General features: G+C 67.2%; 21 protein-coding genes. 11 read left to right on the top strand and 10 right to left on the bottom strand.

Features of this window, described 5'->3' with window-relative positions; all coding sequences use genetic code 11:
- Together HMPREF2581_RS29555 and HMPREF2581_RS29560 are read right to left on the bottom strand one after the other, a co-directional pair.
- Positions 1–811 (bottom strand): cbb3-type cytochrome c oxidase subunit I (locus HMPREF2581_RS29555; protein WP_049267251.1); only part of this gene is annotated, 811 nt, incomplete at its 3' end.
- 346 nt (positions 812–1157) lie between these two features.
- A complete protein-coding gene (locus tag HMPREF2581_RS29560) occupies positions 1158–2081 on the bottom strand; it encodes a DUF808 domain-containing protein (protein WP_003088054.1) in 924 nt (307 codons plus the stop codon).
- Between the two features lie 177 nt (positions 2082–2258).
- On the opposite strand from HMPREF2581_RS29560, the gene HMPREF2581_RS29565 reads away from it, so the two are divergent.
- Complete coding sequence (locus tag HMPREF2581_RS29565) at positions 2259–3713, top strand: TrkH family potassium uptake protein (protein ID WP_003088056.1); 1455 nt, start codon at positions 2259–2261, stop codon at positions 3711–3713.
- On the opposite strand, the gene HMPREF2581_RS29570 is transcribed toward HMPREF2581_RS29565, so the two are convergent.
- Positions 3714–4535, bottom strand: a complete 822-nt coding sequence (locus tag HMPREF2581_RS29570) for an aminoglycoside phosphotransferase family protein (protein WP_003088058.1) — start codon at positions 4533–4535, stop codon at positions 3714–3716. It lies immediately after the preceding gene.
- 8 nt (positions 4536–4543) lie between these two features.
- Positions 4544–5431, bottom strand: a complete 888-nt coding sequence (locus HMPREF2581_RS29575; RefSeq protein ID WP_003088060.1) for a LysR family transcriptional regulator — start codon at positions 5429–5431, stop codon at positions 4544–4546.
- 85 nt (positions 5432–5516) lie between these two features.
- On the opposite strand from HMPREF2581_RS29575, the gene HMPREF2581_RS29580 reads away from it, so the two are divergent.
- Positions 5517–6344, top strand: coding sequence for a class I SAM-dependent methyltransferase (locus tag HMPREF2581_RS29580; protein WP_003132742.1), 828 nt, complete (start codon positions 5517–5519; stop codon positions 6342–6344).
- Positions 6345–6365: 21 nt separating this feature from the next.
- Here HMPREF2581_RS29580 and modC read toward each other — a convergent pair whose 3' ends face one another.
- From modC to HMPREF2581_RS29600, 4 genes are all read right to left on the bottom strand, one after another.
- Positions 6366–7451 carry a molybdenum ABC transporter ATP-binding protein gene (gene modC, locus HMPREF2581_RS29585; protein ID WP_003098212.1) on the bottom strand — a complete coding sequence of 362 codons (1086 nt, stop codon included), beginning with the start codon at positions 7449–7451 and terminating at the stop codon, positions 6366–6368.
- 1 nt (position 7452) lies between these two features.
- Positions 7453–8139 carry a molybdate ABC transporter permease subunit gene (modB, locus tag HMPREF2581_RS29590; protein ID WP_003088068.1) on the bottom strand — a complete coding sequence of 229 codons (687 nt, stop codon included), beginning with the start codon at positions 8137–8139 and terminating at the stop codon, positions 7453–7455.
- Between the two features lie 12 nt (positions 8140–8151).
- Positions 8152–8907, bottom strand: a complete 756-nt coding sequence (gene modA / locus HMPREF2581_RS29595; RefSeq protein WP_003117674.1) for a molybdate ABC transporter substrate-binding protein — start codon at positions 8905–8907, stop codon at positions 8152–8154.
- Positions 8908–9022: 115 nt separating this feature from the next.
- Positions 9023–9673 (bottom strand): TetR/AcrR family transcriptional regulator, encoded by a 651-nt coding sequence (locus HMPREF2581_RS29600; protein ID WP_003088072.1) that lies wholly within the window; start codon positions 9671–9673, stop codon positions 9023–9025.
- 133 nt (positions 9674–9806) lie between these two features.
- On the opposite strand from HMPREF2581_RS29600, the gene fan1 reads away from it, so the two are divergent.
- The 8 genes from fan1 (at position 9807) to lasA (ending at position 19693) form a co-directional block, all read left to right on the top strand.
- A complete protein-coding gene (fan1, locus tag HMPREF2581_RS29605) occupies positions 9807–11483 on the top strand; it encodes a nuclease Fan1 (RefSeq protein WP_003139900.1) in 1677 nt (558 codons plus the stop codon).
- Positions 11476–13752 carry an ATP-dependent DNA helicase gene (locus HMPREF2581_RS29610; RefSeq protein ID WP_003088085.1) on the top strand — a complete coding sequence of 759 codons (2277 nt, stop codon included), beginning with the start codon at positions 11476–11478 and terminating at the stop codon, positions 13750–13752. The genes fan1 and HMPREF2581_RS29610 overlap by 8 nt, the downstream gene beginning before the upstream one ends.
- Before the next feature lie 89 nt (positions 13753–13841).
- On the top strand, positions 13842–14051 hold the full coding sequence (locus HMPREF2581_RS29615) for a hypothetical protein (protein ID WP_003088087.1): 210 nt from the start codon (positions 13842–13844) through the stop codon (positions 14049–14051).
- Between the two features lie 141 nt (positions 14052–14192).
- On the top strand, positions 14193–14720 hold the full coding sequence (locus HMPREF2581_RS29620; RefSeq protein ID WP_003113617.1) for a type VI pilus biosynthesis protein: 528 nt from the start codon (positions 14193–14195) through the stop codon (positions 14718–14720).
- Positions 14707–17037 (top strand): type II secretion system secretin GspD, encoded by a 2331-nt coding sequence (gene gspD, locus HMPREF2581_RS29625; RefSeq protein ID WP_003139899.1) that lies wholly within the window; start codon positions 14707–14709, stop codon positions 17035–17037. The genes HMPREF2581_RS29620 and gspD overlap by 14 nt, the downstream gene beginning before the upstream one ends.
- 167 nt (positions 17038–17204) lie before the next feature.
- Positions 17205–17444 carry an acyl carrier protein gene (gene acpP, locus HMPREF2581_RS29630; protein WP_003132735.1) on the top strand — a complete coding sequence of 80 codons (240 nt, stop codon included), beginning with the start codon at positions 17205–17207 and terminating at the stop codon, positions 17442–17444.
- A gap of 283 nt (positions 17445–17727) precedes the next feature.
- Entirely contained in the window at positions 17728–18153 is a 426-nt protein-coding gene (locus tag HMPREF2581_RS29635; protein WP_003139898.1) for a hypothetical protein, read from the top strand.
- 283 nt (positions 18154–18436) lie between these two features.
- Positions 18437–19693: an elastinolytic metalloprotease LasA gene (gene lasA / locus HMPREF2581_RS29640; protein ID WP_003139897.1), complete on the top strand. Its 1257-nt coding sequence runs from the start codon at positions 18437–18439 to the stop codon at positions 19691–19693.
- A gap of 126 nt (positions 19694–19819) precedes the next feature.
- On the opposite strand, the gene HMPREF2581_RS29645 is transcribed toward lasA, so the two are convergent.
- Both HMPREF2581_RS29645 and HMPREF2581_RS29650 read right to left on the bottom strand, forming a co-directional pair.
- Entirely contained in the window at positions 19820–20611 is a 792-nt protein-coding gene (locus HMPREF2581_RS29645) for an EcsC family protein (RefSeq protein ID WP_003106675.1), read from the bottom strand.
- 60 nt (positions 20612–20671) lie between these two features.
- Complete coding sequence (locus HMPREF2581_RS29650; RefSeq protein ID WP_003106674.1) at positions 20672–21694, bottom strand: transporter; 1023 nt, start codon at positions 21692–21694, stop codon at positions 20672–20674.
- Positions 21695–22193: 499 nt separating this feature from the next.
- Here HMPREF2581_RS29650 and HMPREF2581_RS29655 point away from each other — a divergent pair.
- A partial coding sequence (locus HMPREF2581_RS29655; RefSeq protein WP_139181936.1) for an Ig-like domain-containing protein occupies positions 22194–23133 on the top strand: 940 nt, incomplete at its 3' end.

Below are 23133 nucleotides of genomic sequence, written 5' to 3' on the forward strand. Positions count from 1 at the left end.
AGTCCGGCAGCGCGGTGTAGTGCAGGTGGTGCGGACCGGCCCAGATGTAGATCGAGATGATCGCCCAGAAATGCACGATGGACAGGCGATAGGAGTAGATCGGTCGCCCGGCCTGCTTGGGCACGAAGTAGTACATCATGCCGAGGAAGCCGACCGAGAGGATGAAGCCGACCACGCTGTGCCCGTACCACCACTGGATCATCGCGTCGGTGGCGCCGGAATAGGCCGAGTAGGACTTGCCCAGGCTCACCGGCAGCAATGCGTGGTTCACGATATGGACCATCGCGGTGACGATGATGAAGGCGCCGTAGAACCAGTTGCCGACGTAGATGTGCTTCACCTTGCGGCGGGCGATGGTGCCGAAGAACAGGTAGGCATAGACCACCCAGACGATGGCCATCCACAGCGCCAGTGGCCATTCCATCTCGGCGTACTCCTTGGAGGTGGTGTAGCCCAGCGGGTAGCTGACGATCATCCCCACGATCGCCGCCTGCCAGCCCCAGAACACGAAGCGCGCCAGGACGTCGGAGATCAGCCGCACGCCGCTGGTGCGCTGCACCACGTAGAAGGAGGTGGCGAACAACGCGCTGCCGCCGAAGGCGAAGATCACCAGGCTGGTGTGGATCGGGCGGATGCGGCCGAAGCTGGTCCAGGGCAGGTCGAGGTTGAGCGCCGGCCAGACCAGCTGGGCGGCGATGAACACCCCCAGGCCCATGCCGAGGATGCCCCAGACCAGGGTCATCAGGGTGAACTGGCGGACGACGTCGTAGTTGTAGCCGTCCGGATCTTTTCTGCTATCCGTATCGTTCATGGTCGCTGGCACGCCGGGCCCCGGGGTCCGGCCGGCTGGCGAGCAGGCGCGACCCTCGGGTCCTCGTTGGGTTATCGGTATTTTTCTGGGTATCCCGTTGCCGGGTCGATGGAGTGCGGAGGTCGGATCTTCGTCTGGAAGGCTCGGAACAGACGGCTCATGGCACTGGTGGACATTCTAGGAGGGGAGCTTTATTCGTCTCCAACGAATAATGTTGCTATTACAGTGCAAAATTATTGAATTGAAACGGAGGGGGACTTCCGGGGCAGGGCGCACAACCGCTTCGTGGGATGTGCGCCAGGGCGGCTATCCGCCCTCCGCGATGGTGCTGCCGGCGATGGCAGGCTCAGCCAGTCTTTTTCTTCTTCGGCAGCAGGCGCTTGACCAGCAGCACCCCCGCCAGCACCACCGCGCCGGCGACGATGCCGAACAGGAAGTTCAGCAGGGTCGGGGTGATCGCCGCCAGCAACGGGCCCAGCGTGGCGATGCCGGCGACGCTCTGCGCGGCCTGTTCGATGGCGTGGTGGACCACCGGGATACCGTGGGTGAGGATGCCGCCGCCGACCATGAACATCGCCGCCATGCCGACCACCGACAGGCCTTTCATCAGGTACGGCGCGGTGCGCAGGATGGCGCCGCCGAGCCCTTGGGCGAAGCCGCTGTCGCGCTTGGACAGATAGAGGCCGGCGTCGTCCAGCTTGACGATGCCGGCGACCAGACCGTAGACGCCGATGGTCATCACCAGGGCGATGCCGACCAGCACCAGCACCTGGGTGGTGAAGCTGGATTCGGCGACGGTACCGAGGGTGATGGCGATGATTTCCGCGGAGAGGATGAAGTCGGTACGGATCGCGCCGCCGATCTTCTGCTTTTCCAGGGCAGCCACGTCGACATTGGCCGCCAGCGCTGCCTCGTCGGCGTGCTCGTCGTCATGGGGCAGGTACTTGTGGGCGATCTTCTCGAAGCCCTCGAAGCACAGGTAGGCGCCGCCGAGCATCAGCAGCGGGATCACCGCCCAGGGCGCGAAGGCGCTGATCAGCAGGGCGGCGGGAACGAGGATCGCCTTGTTCCGCAGCGAGCCCTTGGCCACCGCCCAGACCACCGGCAGTTCGCGGTCGGCGTTGACCCCGGTGACCTGCTGGGCGTTCAGCGCCAGGTCGTCGCCGAGAACGCCGGCGGTCTTCTTCGCGGCGACCTTGGTCATCAGCGAGACGTCGTCGAGCACCGCGGCGATATCGTCGAGGAGGGTGAGGAGGCTGGCTCCGGCCATGTTTGGGTTTCCTTACTGGTAGGGGGCGCGAGACGCCTATTTGACAATGGAACGGTGTCAGCGAACAGAGAACCTTCGATTCCTGGGATAGGCGATCCCCTGAGATGGTTCCGAAGCCGCCCCGTGGGCGGCTAGAATACGCGGCTGTCCGCCTCTGCTGAAACAGGTCGTTACGGAATGAGCTTTTCCCTGCTCCGCCTGGTGGGATTCATCCTCGGGCTTTTCCTGGTCACCCTGGCGGCCAGCATGCTGATCCCGATGCTGACGCTGGCGCTCTTCCAGCGCTACGACGATTTCGACGCCTTCCTCTGGTCGAGCCTGCTCACCGCGGCTGCCGGCCTCGCGCTGGTCTTGCCGGGACGGCCGGCTCACGTGCATTTTCGTGCCCGGCACATGTATTTCCTGACCACCGCCAGTTGGGTGGTGGTCTGCGCCTTCGCCGCGCTGCCGATGGTGATGGCTCGGCACATCAGCTACACCGATGCGTTCTTCGAGACCATGTCGGGCATCACCACCACCGGCTCCACCGTGTTCAGCGGGTTGGACCAGATGTCGCCGGGCATCCTCATCTGGCGCTCGTTGTTGCACTGGCTCGGCGGCATCGGTTTCATCGGCATGGCGGTGGCGATCCTGCCGCTGCTGCGTGTCGGCGGCATGCGCCTGTTCCAGACCGAATCCTCCGACTGGGGCGAGAAGGTGATGCCACGCTCGCACATGGCGGCCAAGTACATCCTCGGCGTCTACGTCGCGCTTACGCTGCTGGGCGTGCTGTGCTTCTGGTGGGCGGGCATGACCCCCTTCGAGGCGTTCAACCATTCGATGGCCGCCATCTCCACGGGCGGCTTCTCCACCTCCGACGCTTCCCTCGCGCACTGGCCGCAACCGGCGGTGCACTGGGTCGCCGTGTTGTTCATGATCCTCGGCAGCCTGCCGTTCACCCTCTATGTCGCGACCCTGCGCGGCCATCGCCTGGCCTTGCTCAAGGACCACCAGGTGCATGGCTTCATCGGCTTCCTGGCGGTGACCTGGCTGGTTTTCGCCTTCTGGCTCTGGCTGAATTCCGATTACGGCTGGTGGGATGCGCTGCGCCTGGTGGCGGTCAATGTGACGTCGGTGGTGACCACCACCGGTTTCGCCCTGACCGACTACACCACCTGGGGAACCTTCGCGGTCATGCTGTTCTTCTACCTCACCTTCGTCGGCGGTTGCTCGGGCTCCACCGCCGGCGGGTTGAAGATCTTCCGCTTCCAGGTGGCCTTCGTGTTGCTCAGGGCCAACCTGCAGAACCTCGTGCATCCGCGGGCGACCATCCGGCAAAGCTACAACGGCCATCCGCTGGACGAGGAAATCGTCCGCTCGCTGATCACCTTTTCCTTCTTCTTCACCATCACCATCGGCGTGATCGCACTGGGGTTGACCATGCTCGGCCTCGACTGGGTCTCCGCGTTCACCGGTGCCGCGACCGCCGTGTGCAACGTCGGGCCCGGGCTCGGGCCGATTATCGGACCGGCGGGAAACTTTTCCAGCCTGCCGGACATGGCCAAGTGGCTGCTGACCCTCGGCATGCTGCTTGGTCGGCTAGAGATTCTCACCGTACTGGTGCTGTGCACCCGCGCGTTCTGGCGCTTCTGATCAGCCTTCGCGAGACAGGCTGGCGAGGGCCAGGCGGGCGATGGCCAGCTCGGCGTCGGTCTCCTCGCGGCTGCCGTCCTCGTCGAACCAGGCCGCCGAGAGTCCGGTCCAGGCCAGGATCCACAGCAGCAGGCGGCGGCGTTGCAGGCCGCTGGCGGCGACGACGATCTCCAGCTGGCGCTCGAAACGGCCGGGCGCCTGGGCGGTCTTCGCGTCGGGATTGGTGAACAGGTTGGCGTAGTCGTAGCCGCGCTCGCCGTAGAGCCGCTTGGGGTCGATGACTTGCCAGCCGCGCTCGCCGAAGTCGAGCACATTGCCGTGGTGGATGTCGCCATGCAACGGGCGCTGTTCGCGAGCGGTCTCCAGCAGGTAGCGGGCGGCGTTCGCGCAGTCGACGTAGAGCCCGCCGTAGCGGCGCTCGGCGGCATACAGCGAGTCGAACCAGCGCTCCAGCGGGGTCAGTTCCGGCAACGGACCCGGGCGCGGGGCATGGATGCGTTCGATGGCCTGGCAGAGGATACGCGTAGCCTCGTCGTCGTCGCCGCGCTTGACCATCTCCAGCAGCGAGCGCCCGCCGGTGGCACGCTCCATCAGCAGCGCCTGGTGGTCGTAGGCCAGCACCCTGGCCGCGCCCTGGCCGTCCCACCAGTTGAGCAGTACGTGGCCGAAACGCTCTTCCTCGGCACTGGATATCTTCAGCATCGCCGCTGCGCCGCGATGGCGCACCGGCAGCAGGCGGCTGCTGTGGGTGGCGAAGGGCTCGCCGTCGGGTTGCAACGCCCAGCGCTCGAGGTAGGGCGAGAAGTCGAGGGATTCGTTCACGGTCGGTCTCAGGCGCCCAGGCGCTGCTGGATGAAGTCGAGGAAGCACTGGATGCGCAGCGCCAGTTGCGAGTTGCGGTAGTAGACGGCGTGGATCGGTTGCCGGTATTCGCTCATCTGTTCGGCGAACAGCGGCACCAGGCGCCCGTCCTGGATATCGCGGTCGGTCATGAAGCTGGCCAGGCAGGCGATCCCCTGGTGGCTCAGGGCCAGCTGGCGGAGGGTCTCGCCGCTGGAGGCAGAGATATCCGGCTGGATCTCCAGGCGATCGCCGTCGGCGTGCACCACCGGCCAGCGGTTGAGGTGCTCGGGCTGGGTGAAGCCGAGCAGGGTGTGCCCTCGCAGCCCCTCGATGCTCGTCGGCATGCCGTGGCGGGCCAGGTACTCCGGGCTGGCGAGGATGTGCAGGCGGCTGGCGCCCAGCGGCCGCGCGTGCAGGGTGGAGTCGCTGAGCGCGCCGATGCGGATCGCCACGTCGGTGCGTTGCTCCAACAGGTCGATGATCAGGTCGTTGGTGTTGAGTTCGAGCTGGATGTTCGGGTACAGCCGGCGGAACTCGCCGATGTGCGGCACCACCGCGTGCAGCATGAAGGGCGAGGCGGCGTTGATCCGCAGGCGCCCGGCGGGGCTCTGCCGGCGCAGGGCCAGGCGTTCCTCGAGCGCCTCCATCTGCTGCAGGATCTGCCGTGCCTGGTCGAGGAAGTAGCGGCCTTCCTCGGTCAGCTCCATGCGCCGGGTGGTGCGGTTGAGCAGGGTGGTGCCGAGCTTGTGCTCGAGGCGCGAGAGGGTCCGGCTGACGGCCGAGGCGGTCAGTCCCATCTGTTCCGCGGCGGCGCTGATGGAACCGCTGTCGACTACACTGACGAAGCTTTGCAGTTCATCGGAGTTGGCTTTCATTCGTGACTCCAGGGCAATCATTGCCGAAGCATAGCGATGTTTTCGGCAAGGACTGAAGAGGCACGCGTGCCCGCAGGAGGTTTTCATGCCCGGCCACCGCATCACCCTCACCGGAGAAAAGCAGACGCTCCTGATCACCCTCTACGCCAAGGCGCTGGATAGCCGCCTGGACGATTCCATCCTCCATGACCGTTTCGCCGAGGAGGCGGTGCGGCAGATCGACTTCGACTTCTCCAGGGTCGCCCTCGGCAAAGGCAACGAACGGGCCCTGGCCATGCGCTCGCATTACTTCGACCAGGCCTGCCGCGACTTCCTCGGCCGCCATCCCGAGGGGCAGGTGCTCAACCTCGGTTGCGGCCTGGACAGCCGTATCTACCGGGTCGATCCGCCGGCCGAGCTGCCCTGGTTCGACCTTGACTACCCGGAGGTCATGGACCTGCGCGAGCGGCTCTACCCGCCGCGCGCCGGCGCCTATCGGGCGCTGCGCCACTCGGTGGACGACGACGGCTGGCTGCAAGGGGTGCCGCGCGAGCGGCCCGCCCTGGTCCTGGCCGAGGGGCTGATGCCTTATCTGCGGGAGTCCCAGGTGCGACGCCTGGTGGAACGCCTGGTCGACCACCTGGGTAGCGGCGAGCTGCTGTTCGACGGCTACGGCCGCCTCGGCATCATGCTGCTGCGCCTGTATCCGCCGCTGCGCGAGACCGGGGCGCAGGTGTACTGGAGCATCGACGACCCGCGCGAACTCGAGCGGTGGCATCCGGCCCTGCGCTTCATCGAGGAGGTCACCGACTATGACCCGCAGGACGTTGCCAAGCTGCCGCAGTCGTCGCGGCTGATGCTGCCGATCTACAACGGCTTCGCCTTCCTGCGGCGGATGGGCCGGCTGATCCGCTACCGTTGGCCCAGGGTCTAGGCGCCGCAGGCGAGGCCGGGGTCAGGCGAGCACTGCCACCGACTTGATCTGCGCCCACAACAGCTGGCCGGGCCGTAGTTGCAACTGGTCCCGCGAGTAACGGGTGATCCGCGCCAGCAGCGGATTGCCGCCGGCATCCAGGCGCACCAGTACGTGGGCCGCGGTGTCGGTATCGACCAATTCCAGAACCCGTACCGGCAGGCGGTTGAGGATGCTGCTCTGGGCGTCGTCGCGCAGGTTCAGGCTGACGTCGCGCGCCTGTACCTTGAAGCGCAGGCGCTTGCCGGGGGCCAGCGGGGCGTGGGCGACGCGCATTTGCAGCGCGCTGCCGGGCAGGACCAGGGTCAGCAGGCCGTAGGCCGGGTCGTGGTCGCTGACCGTGCCCTCGATCACCACCCCGGCGTCGTCGTCCAGCGCCAGCGGCAGGTCGACTCGCGCCAGGGTTTCGCCGATCGGCCCGCTGGCGCGGACCTTGCCGTTCTCCAGCAGCACCAGGTGATCGGCCAGGCGCGCCACTTCGTCCGGCGAGTGGCTGACATAGAGCACCGGGATGTCCAGTTCCTCGTGCAGGCGTTCGAGATAGGGCAGGATCTCGCCCTTGCGCTTCAGGTCGAGGGATGCCAGCGGCTCGTCCATCAGCAGCAGGCGCGGGCTGGTGAGGAGGGCCCGGGCGATGCCGACGCGTTGCTGCTCGCCGCCGGAGAGGCGTTCCGGCATGCGTTCCAGCAAGTGCTCGATGCCCAGCAGGGCGCAGGCCTGTTCCAGCTCGACGCGGCGCTCGGCGGCGGCGATGCGCTTGAGACCGAAGGCCAGGTTGCGCCGCACCGTCAGGTGGCGGAACAGGTTGGCATCCTGGAACACGTAGCCGAGGGCACGTCGGTGGGGCGCGACGAAGAGGTTGCGGCGGCTGTCCTGCCAGGTCTCGCCGTTGATCGTCACCTCGCCCTCGGCGGCCTTTTCCAGGCCGGCGATACAGCGCAGGCAAGTGCTCTTGCCGGAGCCTGAATGGCCGAACAGAGCGGTCACGCCACGACCGGGAAGAGCCAGGTCGATGTCCAGTTCGAAGCCGGGGTAGGCGCGGCGGAAGCGCAGGCGCAGGCCGTCCATCTCAGGCCCAGCCCGGCCGGCGGCGCCGGCCCGAATAGAGGGCGAGGAGGACGACGAAGGAGAACGCCACCATGCCGCCGGCCAGCCAGTGGGCCTGGGCGTATTCCATGGCTTCGACGTGATCGAATATCTGCACCGAGACCACGCGGGTTTTCTCCGGGATGTTGCCGCCGATCATCAGCACCACGCCGAACTCTCCGACGGTATGGGCGAAGCCGAGGATCGCGGCGGTGACGAAACCCGGCCGGGCCAGCGGCAGGACCACGCTGAAGAAACGGTCGACGGGGCTCGCGCGCAGGGTCGCGGCAGCCTCCAGCGGTTTTTCGCCGATCGCCTCGAAGGCGTTCTGCAACGGTTGCACGACGAAGGGCAGCGAGTAGAACACCGAGCCGACCACCAGGCCGGCGAAGGTGAAGGGCAGGGTGCCGAGACCGAGGCTCTGGGTGAGCTGGCCGATGAAACCGTTGGGACCCATGCTGACCAGCAGGTAGAAGCCGATCACCGTCGGCGGCAGCACCAGCGGCAGGGCCACCACCGCGCCGATCGGCCCCTTCAGCCAGGAGCGGGTGCGCGCCAGCCACCAGGCGATGGGCGTGCCGATCAGCAGCAGGAGGAGGGTGGTGAGCGAAGCCAGCTCGATGGTCAGCCAGATGGCCGCCAGGTCCGTACTGTCGAGTGGCAACGCCATGCAGGTCCCGCCTTAGAGTTCGTAGCCGTAGGACTTGATCAGCGCGGCGGCCTTGGCGCCCTTCAGGTAGTCGACCAGGGCCTTGGCGGCGGCGTTGTCCTTGCCTTTGTTGAGGATGACCGCGTCCTGGCGGATCGGGTCGTGCAGCTCGGCGGGAACGATCCAGGCCGAGCCGGTTGCGACTTTACCATCCTTGTAGATCTGCGACAGGGCGACGAAGCCCAGTTCGGCGTTGCCGCTGGAAACGAACTGGTAGGCCTGGCTGATGTTCTGGCCTTCCACCAGCTTCGGCCCGAGCGTGGCGGCGAGGCCGAGCTTGTCCATCGCCTGGGTGGCGGCGAGGCCGTAGGGCGCGGTCTTCGGGTTGGCGATGGACAGGTGCCTGAAGCTGCCGCTCTTCAGCACCTCGCCCTTGGCGTCGACGTAGCCGGCCTTGGGCGACCAGAGTGCCAGGGTGCCGATGGCATAGGTGAAGCGCGAGCCGGGCACGATCTCGCCTTCCTGCTCCAGTTTCGCCGGAGTGCTGTCGTCGGCGGAGAGGAAAACCTGGAACGGCGCGCCGTTCTTGATCTGCGTATAGAACTGGCCGGTGGCGCCGTAGGCGGCGACCAGCCTGTGCCCGGTGTCTTTCTCGAATTCCTTGGCGATGGCCTGGATCGGCGCGGTGAAGTTGGCCGCGACGGCGACCTGCACCTCGTCGGCGCTGGCGGCCAGGGATACGGCGCTGGCGAGGAGGGCGAGCAATAGCTGGGGCAGGCGGGTGGTCATGGAGTGCTCCTGTGGGGGGCGAACGAAGTTGGCGGACGGGGCTGGCGCAAGCTTAGGGGTTCGCTATGGCTTTTGGAATATAGCGCTACGCGGAAATTGATCCGGCGCAAGTCGCTCAGCCGGCCAGCGCGCGGAAACGCCGACGCGGCGCGGCCTCGCCGGGGAGTGCCAGGCAGCCGGCGCAGACCAGGCGGACGATGTTTTCCGCCGCCTGCCGGTAGTCGCTCGCGTCCAGCCCGGCCTGGCCGGTGAGGCGCGCCAGTTGCCAGCCGCCAAGGGCATAGGACTCGGTCATCGCCCACAGGTTGAGCAGCAGGTGGTACGGATCCAGCGGCGCCAGCAGGCCTTCGTCGATCCACTGGCGGATGCGCTCGGCGTTGCGTTCCGCCTGGGCGTCGAGGCGTTCCAGCAGCGCCGCCGGCATGCGCGGCGCGCCGCGCATGATCTCGCAGGAGAAGACCCTGGCCGCGTGCGGCCGCTCGGCGCCGATGCGCATCTTGTTGTCGACGTAGGCGCGTAGCGCCTCGGCGGGCGGCTGGTCACCGGCGAATGGCCGGGAGGCTTCCAGCAGAGGCTCGACGATGCTGTCCAGCACCGCCTCGTAGAGTTGCGCCTTGGAGCGGTAGTAATAGAGCACGTTGGCCTTCGCCACGCCGGCGCGCTCGGCGACGTCGCTGAGCCGGGCGGCGCTGAAGCCGCAGTCGGCGAAGACTTCGCAGGCGGCGTCGAGGATCAGTTGCAGGTTGCGTTGGCGGATCTTCTTCATCGGGACTGATACGGGGCAGGTTTCGTTGTTAATATTTTTATATAACGAATGCCTTGTGCGTGGATAGTCGTCGCCAGGCCGGCGACGCTTGATCGGATGCGCATTGCCAAGCCGTGGGGGCGCTGGTATCTGTATGCATGAACAGTACCAGGCTCCGCTTCCCGTGAATTTCCCAGCGCTTCCCGAACCCTTCTACTACCTGCACAACTTCCGCGCGGTACTCGCCTGGATCGGCGAACGCTATGCCGATCTGCTCGACGATCAGGAACGTGCCTTCATCGCCGCGTTCGCCGAATTGCCCGAGGCCAGCCAGGCCCTGCTGGTGCGCATGGTGATGCGCAAGGGCACGCTGTTCCGCGAAGGCAAGCTGGCCTATGCCGAGATCGGCGACACGCGCGCCGCCGTGCAACCGCTGTTGGCACTGGGCTGGGTGGACGCGCAGCCGGCCCTGGAACTGGCGCAACTGTTCGGCTTGCTGAAGAAGGATGAGTTGTCGCAGCTGTTCAGGGACCATCTCGGGCGCGCGAACCTGCGCAAGGATGCGCTGCTGGAACGGCTCCAGCCGTTGTTCCCCGAGGCGCGGCGGCTCGCCGAGTGGCAGGCCGACTTCGCCGAGCCGGTCTACGAGTTGCGCTGCATGGCGCTCTGCGACCGCTTGCGGTTGATGTATTTCGGCAATCTGTGGCAGGACTGGTCGGAGTTCGTCCTTGCCGACCTGGGCATCTATCGTTACGAAAGCGTCGAGTTTTCCGCCGATTCCCGCGGCTTTCGCCTGCGTGCCGACGTCGACGCCTATCTCCACCTGTTCGACTGCCGCCAGCGCTTCGACCTCGGCGAGCCGCTGGAGGAACTGCTCGCCGGCCTGCCGGGCGAACCCTACGCCAATCCCTGGCTGGAAGGGCGGCGGGTCAAGCTGCTGTTCCAGTTCGCCCAGCACTGCGAAAAGCAGCGGGATTTCGACCTGGCCCAGCGGCTCTATCGCCAATCCAGCCACCCCGGCGCGCGCCTGCGGGCGATTCGCAGCCTGGAACGTGGCGAGCGCTTCGCCGAAGCCCATGCATTGGCGCGGGAGGCCAGCTGTGCGCCGGAAAGCGACGCCGAACGCCAGGGCCTGGCCCGATTGCTGCCGCGCCTGCAAGGCAAGCTCGGCCTGCCGCGACAGGCGCGGGCGGCTCCGGAAATCGAACGCCTGGACCTGTGCCTGGCGTTCCCGAGCGAACCCTGTAGCGTCGAGTGGGCGGTCCGCGAGCACCTGGAAGAGCCCGGTTGCGCGGTGCACTACGTCGAGAACGGCCTGATCAATTCGCTGTTCGGGCTGCTCTGCTGGGAGGCGATCTTCGCCGCCATTCCCGGGGCGTTCTTCCATCCCTTCCACAGCGCGCCGGCGGACCTGCACAGCGCCGACTTCCGCCAGCGCCGCGCCGCCCTGTTCGAGGCCTGCCTGGGACGGCTGGAGGACGGCAGCTACCGCGACGCGATCCGCTGTCGCTACCGCGACAAGTTCGGCCTGCAGTCGCCCTTCGTCTACTGGGAGCTGCTTGGCGAGGAACTGCTCGAACAGGCGCTCGATTGCCTGCCGGCGGCCCACCTGCGCGCCTGGTTCGAACGCCTGCTGGAGGATATCCCGGGCAACCGCGCCGGCCTGCCGGACCTGATCCAGTTCTGGCCGGCGCAGCGTCGCTACCGGATGGTCGAGGTCAAGGGACCGGGCGACCGCCTGCAGGACAACCAGTTGCGCTGGCTGCAATTCTGCCGCGAGCGGGAGATGCCGGTGGCGGTCTGCTACGTGCGCTGGCATGTCGATGACTGAGCAGGGCGGCGAGGCGCTGTACCAGGTGGCGGTGCGCGCGCTTTGCGAGTTCAGCGCCAAGCGCGGCGACCTCGACCTGCGCTTCACCCCGTCGCCCAGCGCCCTGGAAGGCATCGCCGGACATACCCTGGTGACCTCCCGGCGCCCCGCTCACTACCAGCGCGAGGTGGCGCTGGACGGACGCTACCGTCACTTGCAGGTGCGCGGCCGGGCGGATGGCTACGACCCGCAGGCGAACTGCCTGGAGGAAATCAAGACCCACCGCGGCGACCTCGCCCTGCAACCGGCCAACCACCGGCACCTGCACTGGGCCCAGGCCAGGGTCTACGGCTGGCTGCTCTGCGCCGAACGGAAGCTGGAGGAAGTCGAACTGGCGCTGGTCTACCTGGAGGTCGGCAGCCAGAAGGAGACCCGCTTCGTCGAGCGGGTGCGGGCCGACGAGCTGCGGCTGTTCTTCGAGAGCCAGTGCCAGGCGTTTCTCGCCTGGGCCGAGCAGGAACTGGCGCACCGCCAGCGGCGCGACCGCGAACTGGCCGCGTTACGCTTTCCCCACGCCGAATTCCGCCACGGCCAGCGGCAACTGGCGGAGGCGGTGTACAAGGCCGCCTCCGCCGGTTGTTGCCTGATGGCCCAGGCGCCGACCGGGATCGGCAAGACTATCGGCACGCTGTTCCCGCAACTCAAGGCGATGCCCGGGCAGCGCCTGGACCGGCTGTTCTTCCTGGCCGCCAAGACCCCGGGCCGGGCCCTCGCGCTGCATGCCCTGCGCAGCCTGGAAGGGGAGACCGGCGGACTGCCGGTGCGGGTGCTGGAACTGGTGGCGCGGGACAAGGCCTGCGAGCACCCGGACAAGGCCTGCCACGGCGAATCCTGTCCCCTGGCCCAGGGCTTCTACGAACGCCTGCCGGCGGCCCGCGCCGCCGCCGTGGAGGCGCGCTGGCTGGACCAGGCGCGGTTGCGCGAGGTGGCGCTGGCGCACCGGGTCTGTCCCTACTACCTGGGCCAGGAACTGGCGCGCTGGTGCGACCTGGCGGTGGGCGACTACAACTACTACTTCGACCTCGGCGCCATGCTCCATGGCCTGGCCCAGGTCAACCAGTGGCGGGTGGCGGTACTGGTGGACGAGGCGCACAACCTGGTGGAGCGCGGCCGGCGGATGTATTCCGCCGAACTCGACCAGGGCGATTTCCTCGGTGTGCGCAAGACCGCCCCGGAGGCCCTGAGGAAACCGCTGGAGCGCATCCAGCGTGCCTGGAACGAACTGGGCAAGACCCAGGCGGACGACTACCAGGCCTACGACGAGCCTCCGCAGAAGCTGCTCCTGGCCTTGCAGAACGCGGTGGCGGCGATCAACGACCTGCTCGCCGAGCAACCGCAGGCGCTGGAGCCGGCGTTGCAGGAGTTCTACTTCGCGATCCTGCAGTTCGGCCGTCTCGCCGAGCTGTTCGGCGAGCATTCGCTGTTCGACATCGAGAAGCGCCCAGGCCGCAACGGCCGCAGCCTGGCCCGGCTGTGCCTGCGCAACGTGGTGCCGGCGGCGTTTCTCGCCGAGCGCTTCGCCGCCAGCCGCTCCACCGTGCTGTTCTCCGCTACCCTCGGGCCGCGCGACTATTACGCCGACCTGCTTGGCCTGCCGGCGGGCACGCCCTGGCTGGAAGTGGACTCGCCATTCAGCGCCGAGCAACTGGAGGTGCACATACAGCGTCGGGTTTCCACGCGCTATGCGCAGCGTCAGGCCTCCCTGGCGCCCATCGCGGCGATTCTCGGCGAGCAGTTTCGCCAGCGGCCGGGCAACTACCTGGCCTTCTTCAGCAGCTTCGATTACTTGCAGCAGACGCTGGACGTCTTCCGCCAGGCATACCCGTGGGTGCCGTGCTGGAGCCAGACGCGACGGATGGACGAGGCGGAGCGCCGGGCCTTCCTCGAACGCTTCGTCGCGGGCGGCGAGGGCATCGGCTTCGCCGTGCTCGGCGGTGCCTTCGGCGAAGGCATCGACCTGCCTGGAGAGCGCCTGATCGGCGCCTTCATCGCCACCCTCGGGTTGCCCCAGGTGAATCCGGTGAACGAGCAGATCCGCCTGCGCATGCAGCGCCTGTTCGGTGACGGCTACGACTACACCTACCTGTATCCGGGACTGCAGAAGGTGGTCCAGGCCGCCGGGAGGGTGATCCGCAGCCGCAGCGATCGCGGCGTGGTGCACCTGATCGACGACCGTTTCGCCCAGGCCAGGGTGCGCCGGTTGCTACCGGGCTGGTGGCAACTGCGTTGACCGGTGGCGATACGCCGGCAGGTGCTGCCGGACAGCCGGGCAGCCATGTATAATCGCGTCCCCACGATTTCCCCCGATCCGGATACGCCATGGCTTCCGCTCCCGACGCTCTTCCCCAGGCCCTTTCCTCCGACGACGCTCCGGCCCAGGCCGCGCCGAGCGACGCCAGCGCGTTGCTGAAGGCCGCCCTGGCGAAGAAGAACCAGGCCCAGCTCTATCCGCAGCGGAAGATCCACGACAAGGGCCAGCGTCCCGGCATGGCGCCGCGCGGTACCCGTCGTTCGATGGGCAAGCGCTGAGGCCTTTCCCGCGCCTGGCGTTTTGTGGGCCAGTTCCCGCCACGAAGGATCAAAGCGGGCAGCCTTAACAGTTTTGCCCTTTCGCGGCCGTAGGCCGCAGCCCCATCCCTTATGCTCGCCGCCCCTGGGCGAGCCGCGTCGATGCAGCGCGCCCGTTTGCCGGAATCCGCCTGCTGCATGTCGCGTCACCTTCCATCGTCTTTCGTTTCCCTGCGCAGCCTGGCCGGGCATGCGCCCGCTGTGCTTTGCGTGCTGCTGCTGGCGTTGCTCAGCGCCAGCCTGGCCAGCCAGACGCGCTCGCTGCGCCGCGAGCTGGCGGAATTGCCCGCCGCAGCGGCCCCGGCGCCGCCAGCCAACCCTTCAGCGGCCCCGCGCGCGGCGTTAGCCGGCTTGTTCGGTGGCGCTCCGTCGCCGCGCGGCGCGACGGCGGGCGAGCGTCTGCAATTACGCCTGCTGGCCTGCTTCCTGGCGCGTCGCGAGGACCGCTCGGCGGCGCTGATCGCGGTGGCCGGGCGCTCGCAGCGCTTCCTGCCGGGCGCCGAAGTGCGCCCCGGCACCGTGCTGCTGGCGGTTCATCGCGACCATGTGGTGCTGCGCGACCAGGGTTATGAAGAACGTCTGTATTTCCCCAAAGCCGAAGGGGCAGAAACCACCCATGCCACGTTGTAGTACCCGTTCCGCCCAGCGCCTGTCTCCGCTGTTCCTGGTCCTGTCGCTGGCCGTCCTCGGCCTGGCGCCGCCGGTCCATCCGGCACCTGCCGCGACTGCCGCCGCGCAAGAGGAAGAGCAGTGGACGATCAACATGAAGGATGCCGAGATCGGCGACTTCATCGAGCAGGTATCGAGCATCAGCGGCCAGACCTTCGTCGTCGATCCGCGGGTGAAGGGACGGGTCACGGTGGTATCCCAGGCGCGGCTCAGCCTGGCGGAGGTCTACCAACTGTTCCTTTCGGTGCTCGCCACCCATGGCTACGCGGTGCTGCCGCAGGGCGACCAGGCGCGTATCGTGCCGAACATGGAGGCACGCCAGGACGCCGCGCAGAAGACCGTCCGCGATGGGCCGGGCAGCCTGGAGACGCGGGTGGTCCAGGCGCAGCAGACCTCGGTGGCGGAACTGATCCCGATGATCCGGCCGCTGGTCCCGGCCCATGGCCATCTGGCCGCCGTGCCGTCGGCCAACGCGCTGATCGTCAGCGACCGCCGCGCCAACATCGAGCGCATCGAGGCGATCGTGCGCAGCCTCGACCGGGCCGGCGAACATGACTACAGCATCTACGACATGCGCCATGCCTGGGTCGCGGAAATCGCCGAGGTGCTCGATCGCAGCGTCACCCCGGCCGCCGGGAAGAGCGCCGCCACCGTCCAGGTCCTCGCCGACAGCCGCAGCAACCGCCTGGTCCTGCTCGGGCCGCCGCAGGCGCGAGCGCGCTTGCTGCGGCTGGCGCAGTCGCTCGACGTCCCCTCGTCGCGGTCGGCGAACAGCCGGGTGATCCGCCTGCGCCATGGCGACGCCAAGACCCTCGCCGCCACCCTCGGGGAGATCGGCGAATCGCTGCGCGGCGAGCGGGGCCAGGATGGACGGGGAAGCGGCAAGCGCGGCCTGCTGGTGCGCGCCGACGAATCGCTGAATGCCCTGGTGATCCTCGCCGACCCGGAGGATGTCGGTCTGCTCGAGGACATCGTCCGCCAGCTCGACGTGCCGCGTGCGCAACTGTTGGTGGAGGCGGCGATCGTCGAGCTGTCCGGCGAGATCGGCGACGCCCTCGGGGTGCAATGGGCGCTGCGTAGCGGGCATGTCGCCGGCGGCGCTGGCTTCGCCGACAGCGGGTTGTCCATCGGCACCCTGCTAGGCGCGTTGCAGGCCGGCAAGCCGCCGGCAGAGCTGCCCGACGGTGCGATAGTCGGCCTCGGCAGTCGCGATTTCGGCGCACTGGTCACCGCGCTGAGCCGCAATAGCCGCAGCAACCTGCTGTCGACGCCGAGCCTGCTGACCCTGGACAACCAGAAGGCGGAAATCCTGGTCGGCCAGAACGTGCCGTTCCAGACCGGCAGCTACACCACCAGCGCCAGCGGTTCGAGCAATCCGTTCACCACTGTCGAGCGCAAGGATATCGGGGTGACCCTCAAGGTCACGCCGCACATCGGCGAGGACCGCATGCTGCGCCTGGAGATCGAGCAGGAAATATCCTCCATCGCGCCAACCGCCACCTTGGCGGCGAAGGCGGTGGACCTGGTGACCAACAAGCGCTCGATCAAGAGCACCGTACTGGCCGACGACGGCCAGGTCATCGTCCTCGGCGGACTGATCCAGGACGACCTGCTGCGCAGCGATTCGCGGGTACCGCTGCTGGGCGACATCCCCGGCGTCGGCCGGCTGTTCCGCTCGTCCCGCGAGACCCGGGTGAAGCGCAACCTGATGGTCTTCCTGCGACCGAGCATCGTCCGCGATGCCGCCGGCCTGGAGCGCATCAGCCATGGCCGTTACCGTTCCATCCAGTTGCTGCGCGGTGCCGCCGGCGAACCGGTACGCCCGCTGTTCGAGGATGCCGGCGCCATCGACCTGCGTCCCGCCGCCCAGGTCGCACCGGCACCTATTGGCTCGCCGCGCAGCTATCCGGCTCCAGCCCCGGTGCTGATGGAGAAGCCGCGCCTGGCGGACCCGGCGTCCCTGGGCGACGGTCGCGGCGGCGAGGTGCTGGAGGTTCGCCAGGGCACGCACGCGCCGCAGCCGCCGTCACCCCAGCGCTACGCCGTGCGATTGGTCGAGGGCAGCAGCGAAGCCTTCATGCGCGCGCTGATCGAGCGGCATCCGGGCCTGTCGTTGCGTTTGCGCCGCGAACTGCGCGATGGCCAGGAGCTGTTCGCGGTGGAGCGGGGCGACTACCTCGACCCGGAGCAGGCACGCCGGGCCCTGGCGGAACTGCCCGAAAGCCTGCCGCGAGGGAAGGCGCGGGTGATTGCGCATACGCCGGGAAGCGCCCTGTGACGGACTTCGAATCCTTGCGTCGCGCTCCGTCCTCCGGATTGAGCGGCGCGCTGCGGCGGCCGCGCTCCGGCGCAGCGCCACTGCCAGATCTGGCAGTTGTCGCTGGCGGGGACGGAGGTTTTAGTAGCCGCACTTTTTTCCAGGGCCGGGCAGTGGGACCGCAATGCATGGACGACATCGAGACCAGAGTGAGGAAGCTGGTAGCCGCCCGGCTCGGCGTGGAGGAATGCGACATCCGGCTGGACAGCGATTTCCGTAACGACTTCGGTGCCGAGTCGCTCGAGGTGGTCGAACTGGTCATGGCCCTGGAAGCGGAGTTCGGCGTCGAGATCGCCGATGACGATGCGGAACGGATCGAGACCGTGCGCCAGGCCATCGACTATCTCGAGGAAGCCGTGCCGACCTGACTCCCCCTGGACCACCGGCCGATGCCGTGGTCATTCCCTGCGAAACGCTGTGCGCCACCTCCCGCCCGTGCCGGCGGCAAGGTGCGCGACGTCCCGCGCTTCGATTACGCCGGATCGTCCAGCCCGCCCCCGGGCCGATCCGGCTTTTTTTTGCCCGCCACCGCGGTAGCGAGGCAGCCGCCGTCGGTTGGATTTCCTGAATCTTCCGGCGCCTCGCCGGTCGACCGGACAGGGGCGTTGCGCCATTCGCGGTGCGCGCCCGCCATTCGTAACGGAGGTCGCCATGGCTACACGACGGAAAACCACACCCCAGGAAATCGACGACATTCAGGACCGCATGGGTTCGATACGCGAACTCGATTTCGACGAGCGCCGCCAGGCGCGCAAGTCACGGATCGGCGACGAGCGGCCCGAGGCCGAGGTGGAAGCCGAGTTTTCCCCGCGGCGGGTACGCGAGGCGGGCCACGCCGGCGGGCAGCCGGACGAGGACGACGGTTACCAGGATAACGTCGGCATGGACGATCTGGCGCCGGAGACCCTGATCGATGAAAGCGGTGCCCGCTCGCCGGCCGAGCGCGGTGGCGAATCGCCCGCGGACAAGCGCCTGAGGGTCGTGCATGGCAACGAGATCGGCGCTGGCCACGGCCTCGACGAAGCCGAGCTGGCACGTCGCGATCCGCTCGACGGCTCCTCCACCGAGGAACGCTGAGCGCGCGCAGACTGTATCGAAGTATTTCCGGCGCCTGGCGTTCTGTGATCGATTCGGCTCGGTTGTGGTGCGCTGCCGCACGCTTTACCGCCGGATGGAGCGGGGCACCGGATTTACTGCAAAAGCTGATAGTTGTCTTCCCGGGTGACGGCGTTGCACGGTCCTGCGGCGTGCAACCCGGCCTGGGCGAAATACCGGCGGAGCGGACCAGGCTATCCCGTCGGAGGCGATGTCGCCGGGCTGCTGGCTTTCAAGGTTTCCCTTCGATGACCAGGAGCTACCCATGCAGCACAAAAGATCCCGCGCCCTGGCGAGCCCGCGCTCGCCGTTCCTCTTCGCCCTGCTGGCGCTCGCCGTGGGCGGCACGGCCAACGCCCATGACGATGGCCTGCCGGCCTTCCGCTATTCGGCGGAGCTACTCGGCCAGTTGCAATTGCCCAGCGTGGCCCTGCCGCTGAATGACGAACTGTTCCTCTACGGTCGCGACGCCGAGGCGTTCGACCTCGAGGCCTACCTGGCCTTGAACGCGCCGGCGCTGCGCGACAAGAGCGAATACCTGGAGCACTGGAGCGGCTACTACAGCATCAACCCGAAAGTGTTGTTGACCCTGATGGTCATGCAGTCCGGGCCGTTGGGTGCGCCGGACGAGCGCGCCTTGGCGGCGCCGCTGGGGCGGCTGTCGGCGAAACGCGGCTTCGATGCCCAGGTACGCGACGTGTTGCAGCAGTTGTCGCGACGCTACTACGGTTTCGAGGAATATCAGTTGCGCCAGGCGGCTGCGCGCAAGGCCGTCGGCGAGGACGGCCTGAACGCGGCATCGGCCGCGCTGCTCGGTCTGTTGCGAGAGGGGGCGAAGGCCTCCGCCGTGCAAGGCGGCAATCCGCTCGGAGCCTACGCGCAGACCTTCCAGCGCCTGTTCGGCACCCCGGCCGCGGAACTCCTGCAGCCGCGCAACCGCGTGGCCCGGCAACTCCAGGCGAAGGCCGCGCTGGCGCCGCCATCCAACCTGATGCAATTGCCCTGGCGCCAGGGCTATTCCTGGCAGCCCAACGGAGCGCATTCGAACACCGGCTCGGGCTATCCGTACTCGTCCTTCGATGCGTCCTACGACTGGCCGCGCTGGGGCAGTGCGACCTACAGCGTGGTCGCCGCCCACGCCGGCACGGTACGGGTGTTGTCGCGCTGCCAGGTACGGGTGACCCACCCCAGCGGCTGGGCGACCAACTACTACCACATGGACCAGATCCAGGTGAGCAACGGCCAGCAGGTCAGCGCCGACACCAAGCTCGGCGTCTATGCCAGCAACATCAACACCGCGCTCTGCGAGGGTGGCAGCTCCACCGGACCGCACCTGCATTTCTCGCTGCTCTACAACGGCGCCTTCGTTTCCCTGCAGGGAGCCAGCTTCGGTCCGTACCGGATCAACGTCGGCACCAGCAACTACGACAACGACTGTCGCCGCTACTATTTCTACAACCAGAGCGCCGGCACCACCCATTGCGCTTTCCGCCCGTTGTACAACCCCGGCCTGGCGCTCTGAGTCGGCGCGGGGCCCGGCTCCAGCCGGGCTCCGCGCGAGGTCCCGCCGCGAGCGAAACGGCGCTGAATACCTGGCGCGTCGCTGCCGCCTCGCCCGGCGCCAGGCTGACCGCGTGGGCCGGCATGCTCAGCCGCGCCGTGGCAGCAGGGCGTAGGCGTCGCGAACCACATCCTTGCCGTAGTGGCGCTCCAGGCGGCGGACGACGAAGTGACCGCGCGCCATGGCCTGGAAATGGTTCATGAACACCGTGTTGATCGCCGCGCCGCCGAGGGCGCCGACGATGGGCACGATCTGCGCCGCGAGCTTTTCCGAATACTGCACGCCCAGGCGCTCGGCGACCTTGCGCACCAGGGCCAGGAGCATGGGCGCGGCCTTCTTGCTGCCGGCGTCCTTGCCGAGGAAGTCGGCGGCCGCCTTGACCTGCTGGGCCAGCGCCGTACGCACCGCGTAGTAGCCGGACTCCGACGCGTCGTCCGAGGCGGATTTGCCGCCGAGGGCGAAGACTTCGATACAGGCCATCAGGGTGTCCATGTCCCTGATCGACTCGCCCTCGCTGCGCGCGATGTCGGCGATGGAACGGAAGATGATGCCGGTGGTGACCGGCACCTCGACCAGCATCGCCAGCGGCCCGAAGAAGCCGCCGACGCCACCGGAAACGGCGGCGCCGAGGGTATGCAGGCGGTTCGCCGGTTGACCGCTGGCGTTTTCCTGGAGAGTGGCGGTGGCCGAGCGGGCGACTTTCAGCAGCGCTCCCTCGATCACCGAACCGAGCTTCTCGTTGACCTTCCGCGGCAGCTTCTTCAGGCCGTATTCGATCGGCGTGCCCAGCAGGCTGGTGAGTTGCGCGGTGAGTCCAGGGTTCTCCAGCAGGTTCTTGGCGGCCTGGAGTTGCTTGAGATCGGCGGGGGAAAGGCTCATGGAAGGTCCGGCTGACGGTGGTCGGTCAACCTAACCACTGTCCGCCGGCGTTGTCCACGCTCAATAGTCGCCGCGCTTGCGGAAGGCCCAGCGGCCGGCGAGGAAGGTGAAGCTGGCGACCAGCACGAGCATGATCCAGAAGCCTTCAGGATCGTCGGCGAAGGGAATCCCGCCGACGTTCATGCCGAAGAAGCCGGCGACGATGTTGATCGGCAGGGCCAGCACCGTGACCATGGTCAGGGTGAAGAGGATGCGGTTGTTCTGTTCGTTGAGCTTGGCCGCGATCTCTTCCTGCAGCAGCTTGATCCGTTCGCCCAGGGCGGTCAGGTCGCTGATCACCAGGGAGAACTCCTCAGTGGCTTCGCGCAGCTCCCGCAGATCGGCATCCTGTAGCCATTCCGGGGGTCGGTTGAGCAGGCGCAGCAGCGAACCGGGCTCCAGCGCCAGCAGGCGTTGCAGGCGTACCAGCACGCGTCGCATGGCGCCGAGGTCGGCGCGGTTGGCGGAGAGGCGCAGGGCCAGTAGCTGGTCCTCGATGCGGTCCACTGCGACGCTGGTTTCGCGGACGATCTGGGTCAGCACGTCGCCCTGGTCGCGCAACAGGTGGATCAGCAACTGCAGGGGCGAACGGAAAGGTTCGCCGTGCTTCACCGAAGAGCGCAGCTTGTCCACCGAGCGCAGCGGTTGCGCTCGTGCACTGACCAGCAGCCGGCCACGGGCGCAGACCCACAGGGTGGCGACGTCCGAAGAGACCAGGCCGAAGTTGAAGACCACGTCGTTGACCACTGCCAGCAGCGCCGAGTCGACGTGTTCGATGCGCGTCGAGCGCGACCCCTCGCGCAGGCTTTCGAAGAAATAATCCGGCAGTTCCAGATGCTTCTTCATCCAGCGCTCGCAGGCGGCATGGGCGAGGTTCAGGTGCAGCCAGAGGAACTCGTCCGGCGCCTCCTCGCGAGCCTGCCGCAGGCAGGCGAGGGCGGTAGCCGAGTCGATTTCCCGCCCCGCTTCGCCGGGGCGGAAACGGAAACCGTAGATCAGGCCGAACAGGTCGGCGTCCTGGGGCGGGGAGATACCGTGATGCATGGTCGCTCGCGGGAGAGGATCGGTTGGATAACTTGGCATCGTGACGATGACGCTTTGATTGCAGGACGATGAAGGCCGCTTCGCGGGATGCCCGGCGATGCTTTCCGTTGGAACTGTCGGGGGCGTCTTGCCGTCGCCTCGCGCCGACGAACTACGAGGTGCCGGGAAGTGCTATTTCATTTCTCCCGGTTTTTATGAAATACGCATCGTAGAGTTCTGATATTTGCCCGCTGGGTTATTTAGTCGATTTGCCGTGCCAGGTGATGGGGGTTGTTTATAAAGTATTATAACTTTTTGATTATATATTGTTTATCAATTAGATAGGCGTGTGATGGCTAAATGGCTGCATGTTTTCCAGGGGTTATCTAAATTGAATTTTTCATGGGGGTTTTCTTAGTCGTTATATATAAAGTCAGACTCGCCTTTTATTTAAAAGCTGCTATTTCTGGATTACATGGTGCGGCCGTTCGGTCGCTGCTTGACAAGAGGAATGTCGGAAATGTCGATCCAGGCGAAAGTTACCCCTATCGATCAGAGTATTTCTTCTGCGGCTGCCGTCGAGGTTCCGGAAAACGGGATACTCAAACTCTCCCAGAGCAGTAATATCGCGCTCGATGTCGCACCGGAGTCGGTGGCGGGATACTCGAAGAGCGGTTCGGACCTGATCGTCCAGCTGAAGACCGGGGAAAGCGTACGCATCGCCAACTTCTATGCGGAAGGCCAGCCTTCCAGCCAGCTGTTCCTGGCCGACAAGGACAAGCTGGTGGCGGTAGACCTGCCGCCGGTCGCCGCCGACGGGCCGCTGATGGCCGGCTACATCCCGCAGGAAAGCCTGGCCGGTTTCGAGTCGCTGACCGGCGCCGGTGTGCTCGGTGGCATGAGCGCAGGGACTGCGCTGCTGGTCGGTGCGGCGGCCATCGGCGCCGGGGTGGCGATTTCCAACAGCAGCGGCGGCGGTGGCGGCGGCGGTTCTTCGGTGCCCCCGGACACCACTCCGCCGAAGGCGGCCAGCGGCCTGAAGATAGCGCCTGACGGCAGCAGCATCAGCGGCCAGGCCGAGGCCGGCGCGAGCGTCGGCATCGATACCAATGGCGACGGCAAGCCGGACCTCACCGTGATCGCCGATGCCAACGGCAATTTCACCGCTCCGCTGAACCCGCCGCTGACAAATGGCCAGACGGTCACCGTGGTGGTCACCGACCCGGCTGGCAACGCCAGCCCGCCGGCCCAGGTCACCGCTCCGGACACTACCGCCCCGGCGCCGGCTACCGACGTGCAGGTGGCGCCGGACGGCAGCAGCGTCACCGGCAAGGCCGAACCCGGCTCGACGGTGGGCGTCGATACCGACGGCGACGGCCAGCCGGACACCACCGTGGTGGTCGGCCCCGGCGGCAGCTTCGAGGTTCCGCTGAACCCGCCGCTGACCAATGGCGAGACGG

The sequence above is a fragment of the Pseudomonas sp. HMSC057H01 genome (assembly GCF_001836405.1).
Classification (GTDB): Bacteria; Pseudomonadota; Gammaproteobacteria; order Pseudomonadales; family Pseudomonadaceae; genus Pseudomonas; species Pseudomonas aeruginosa.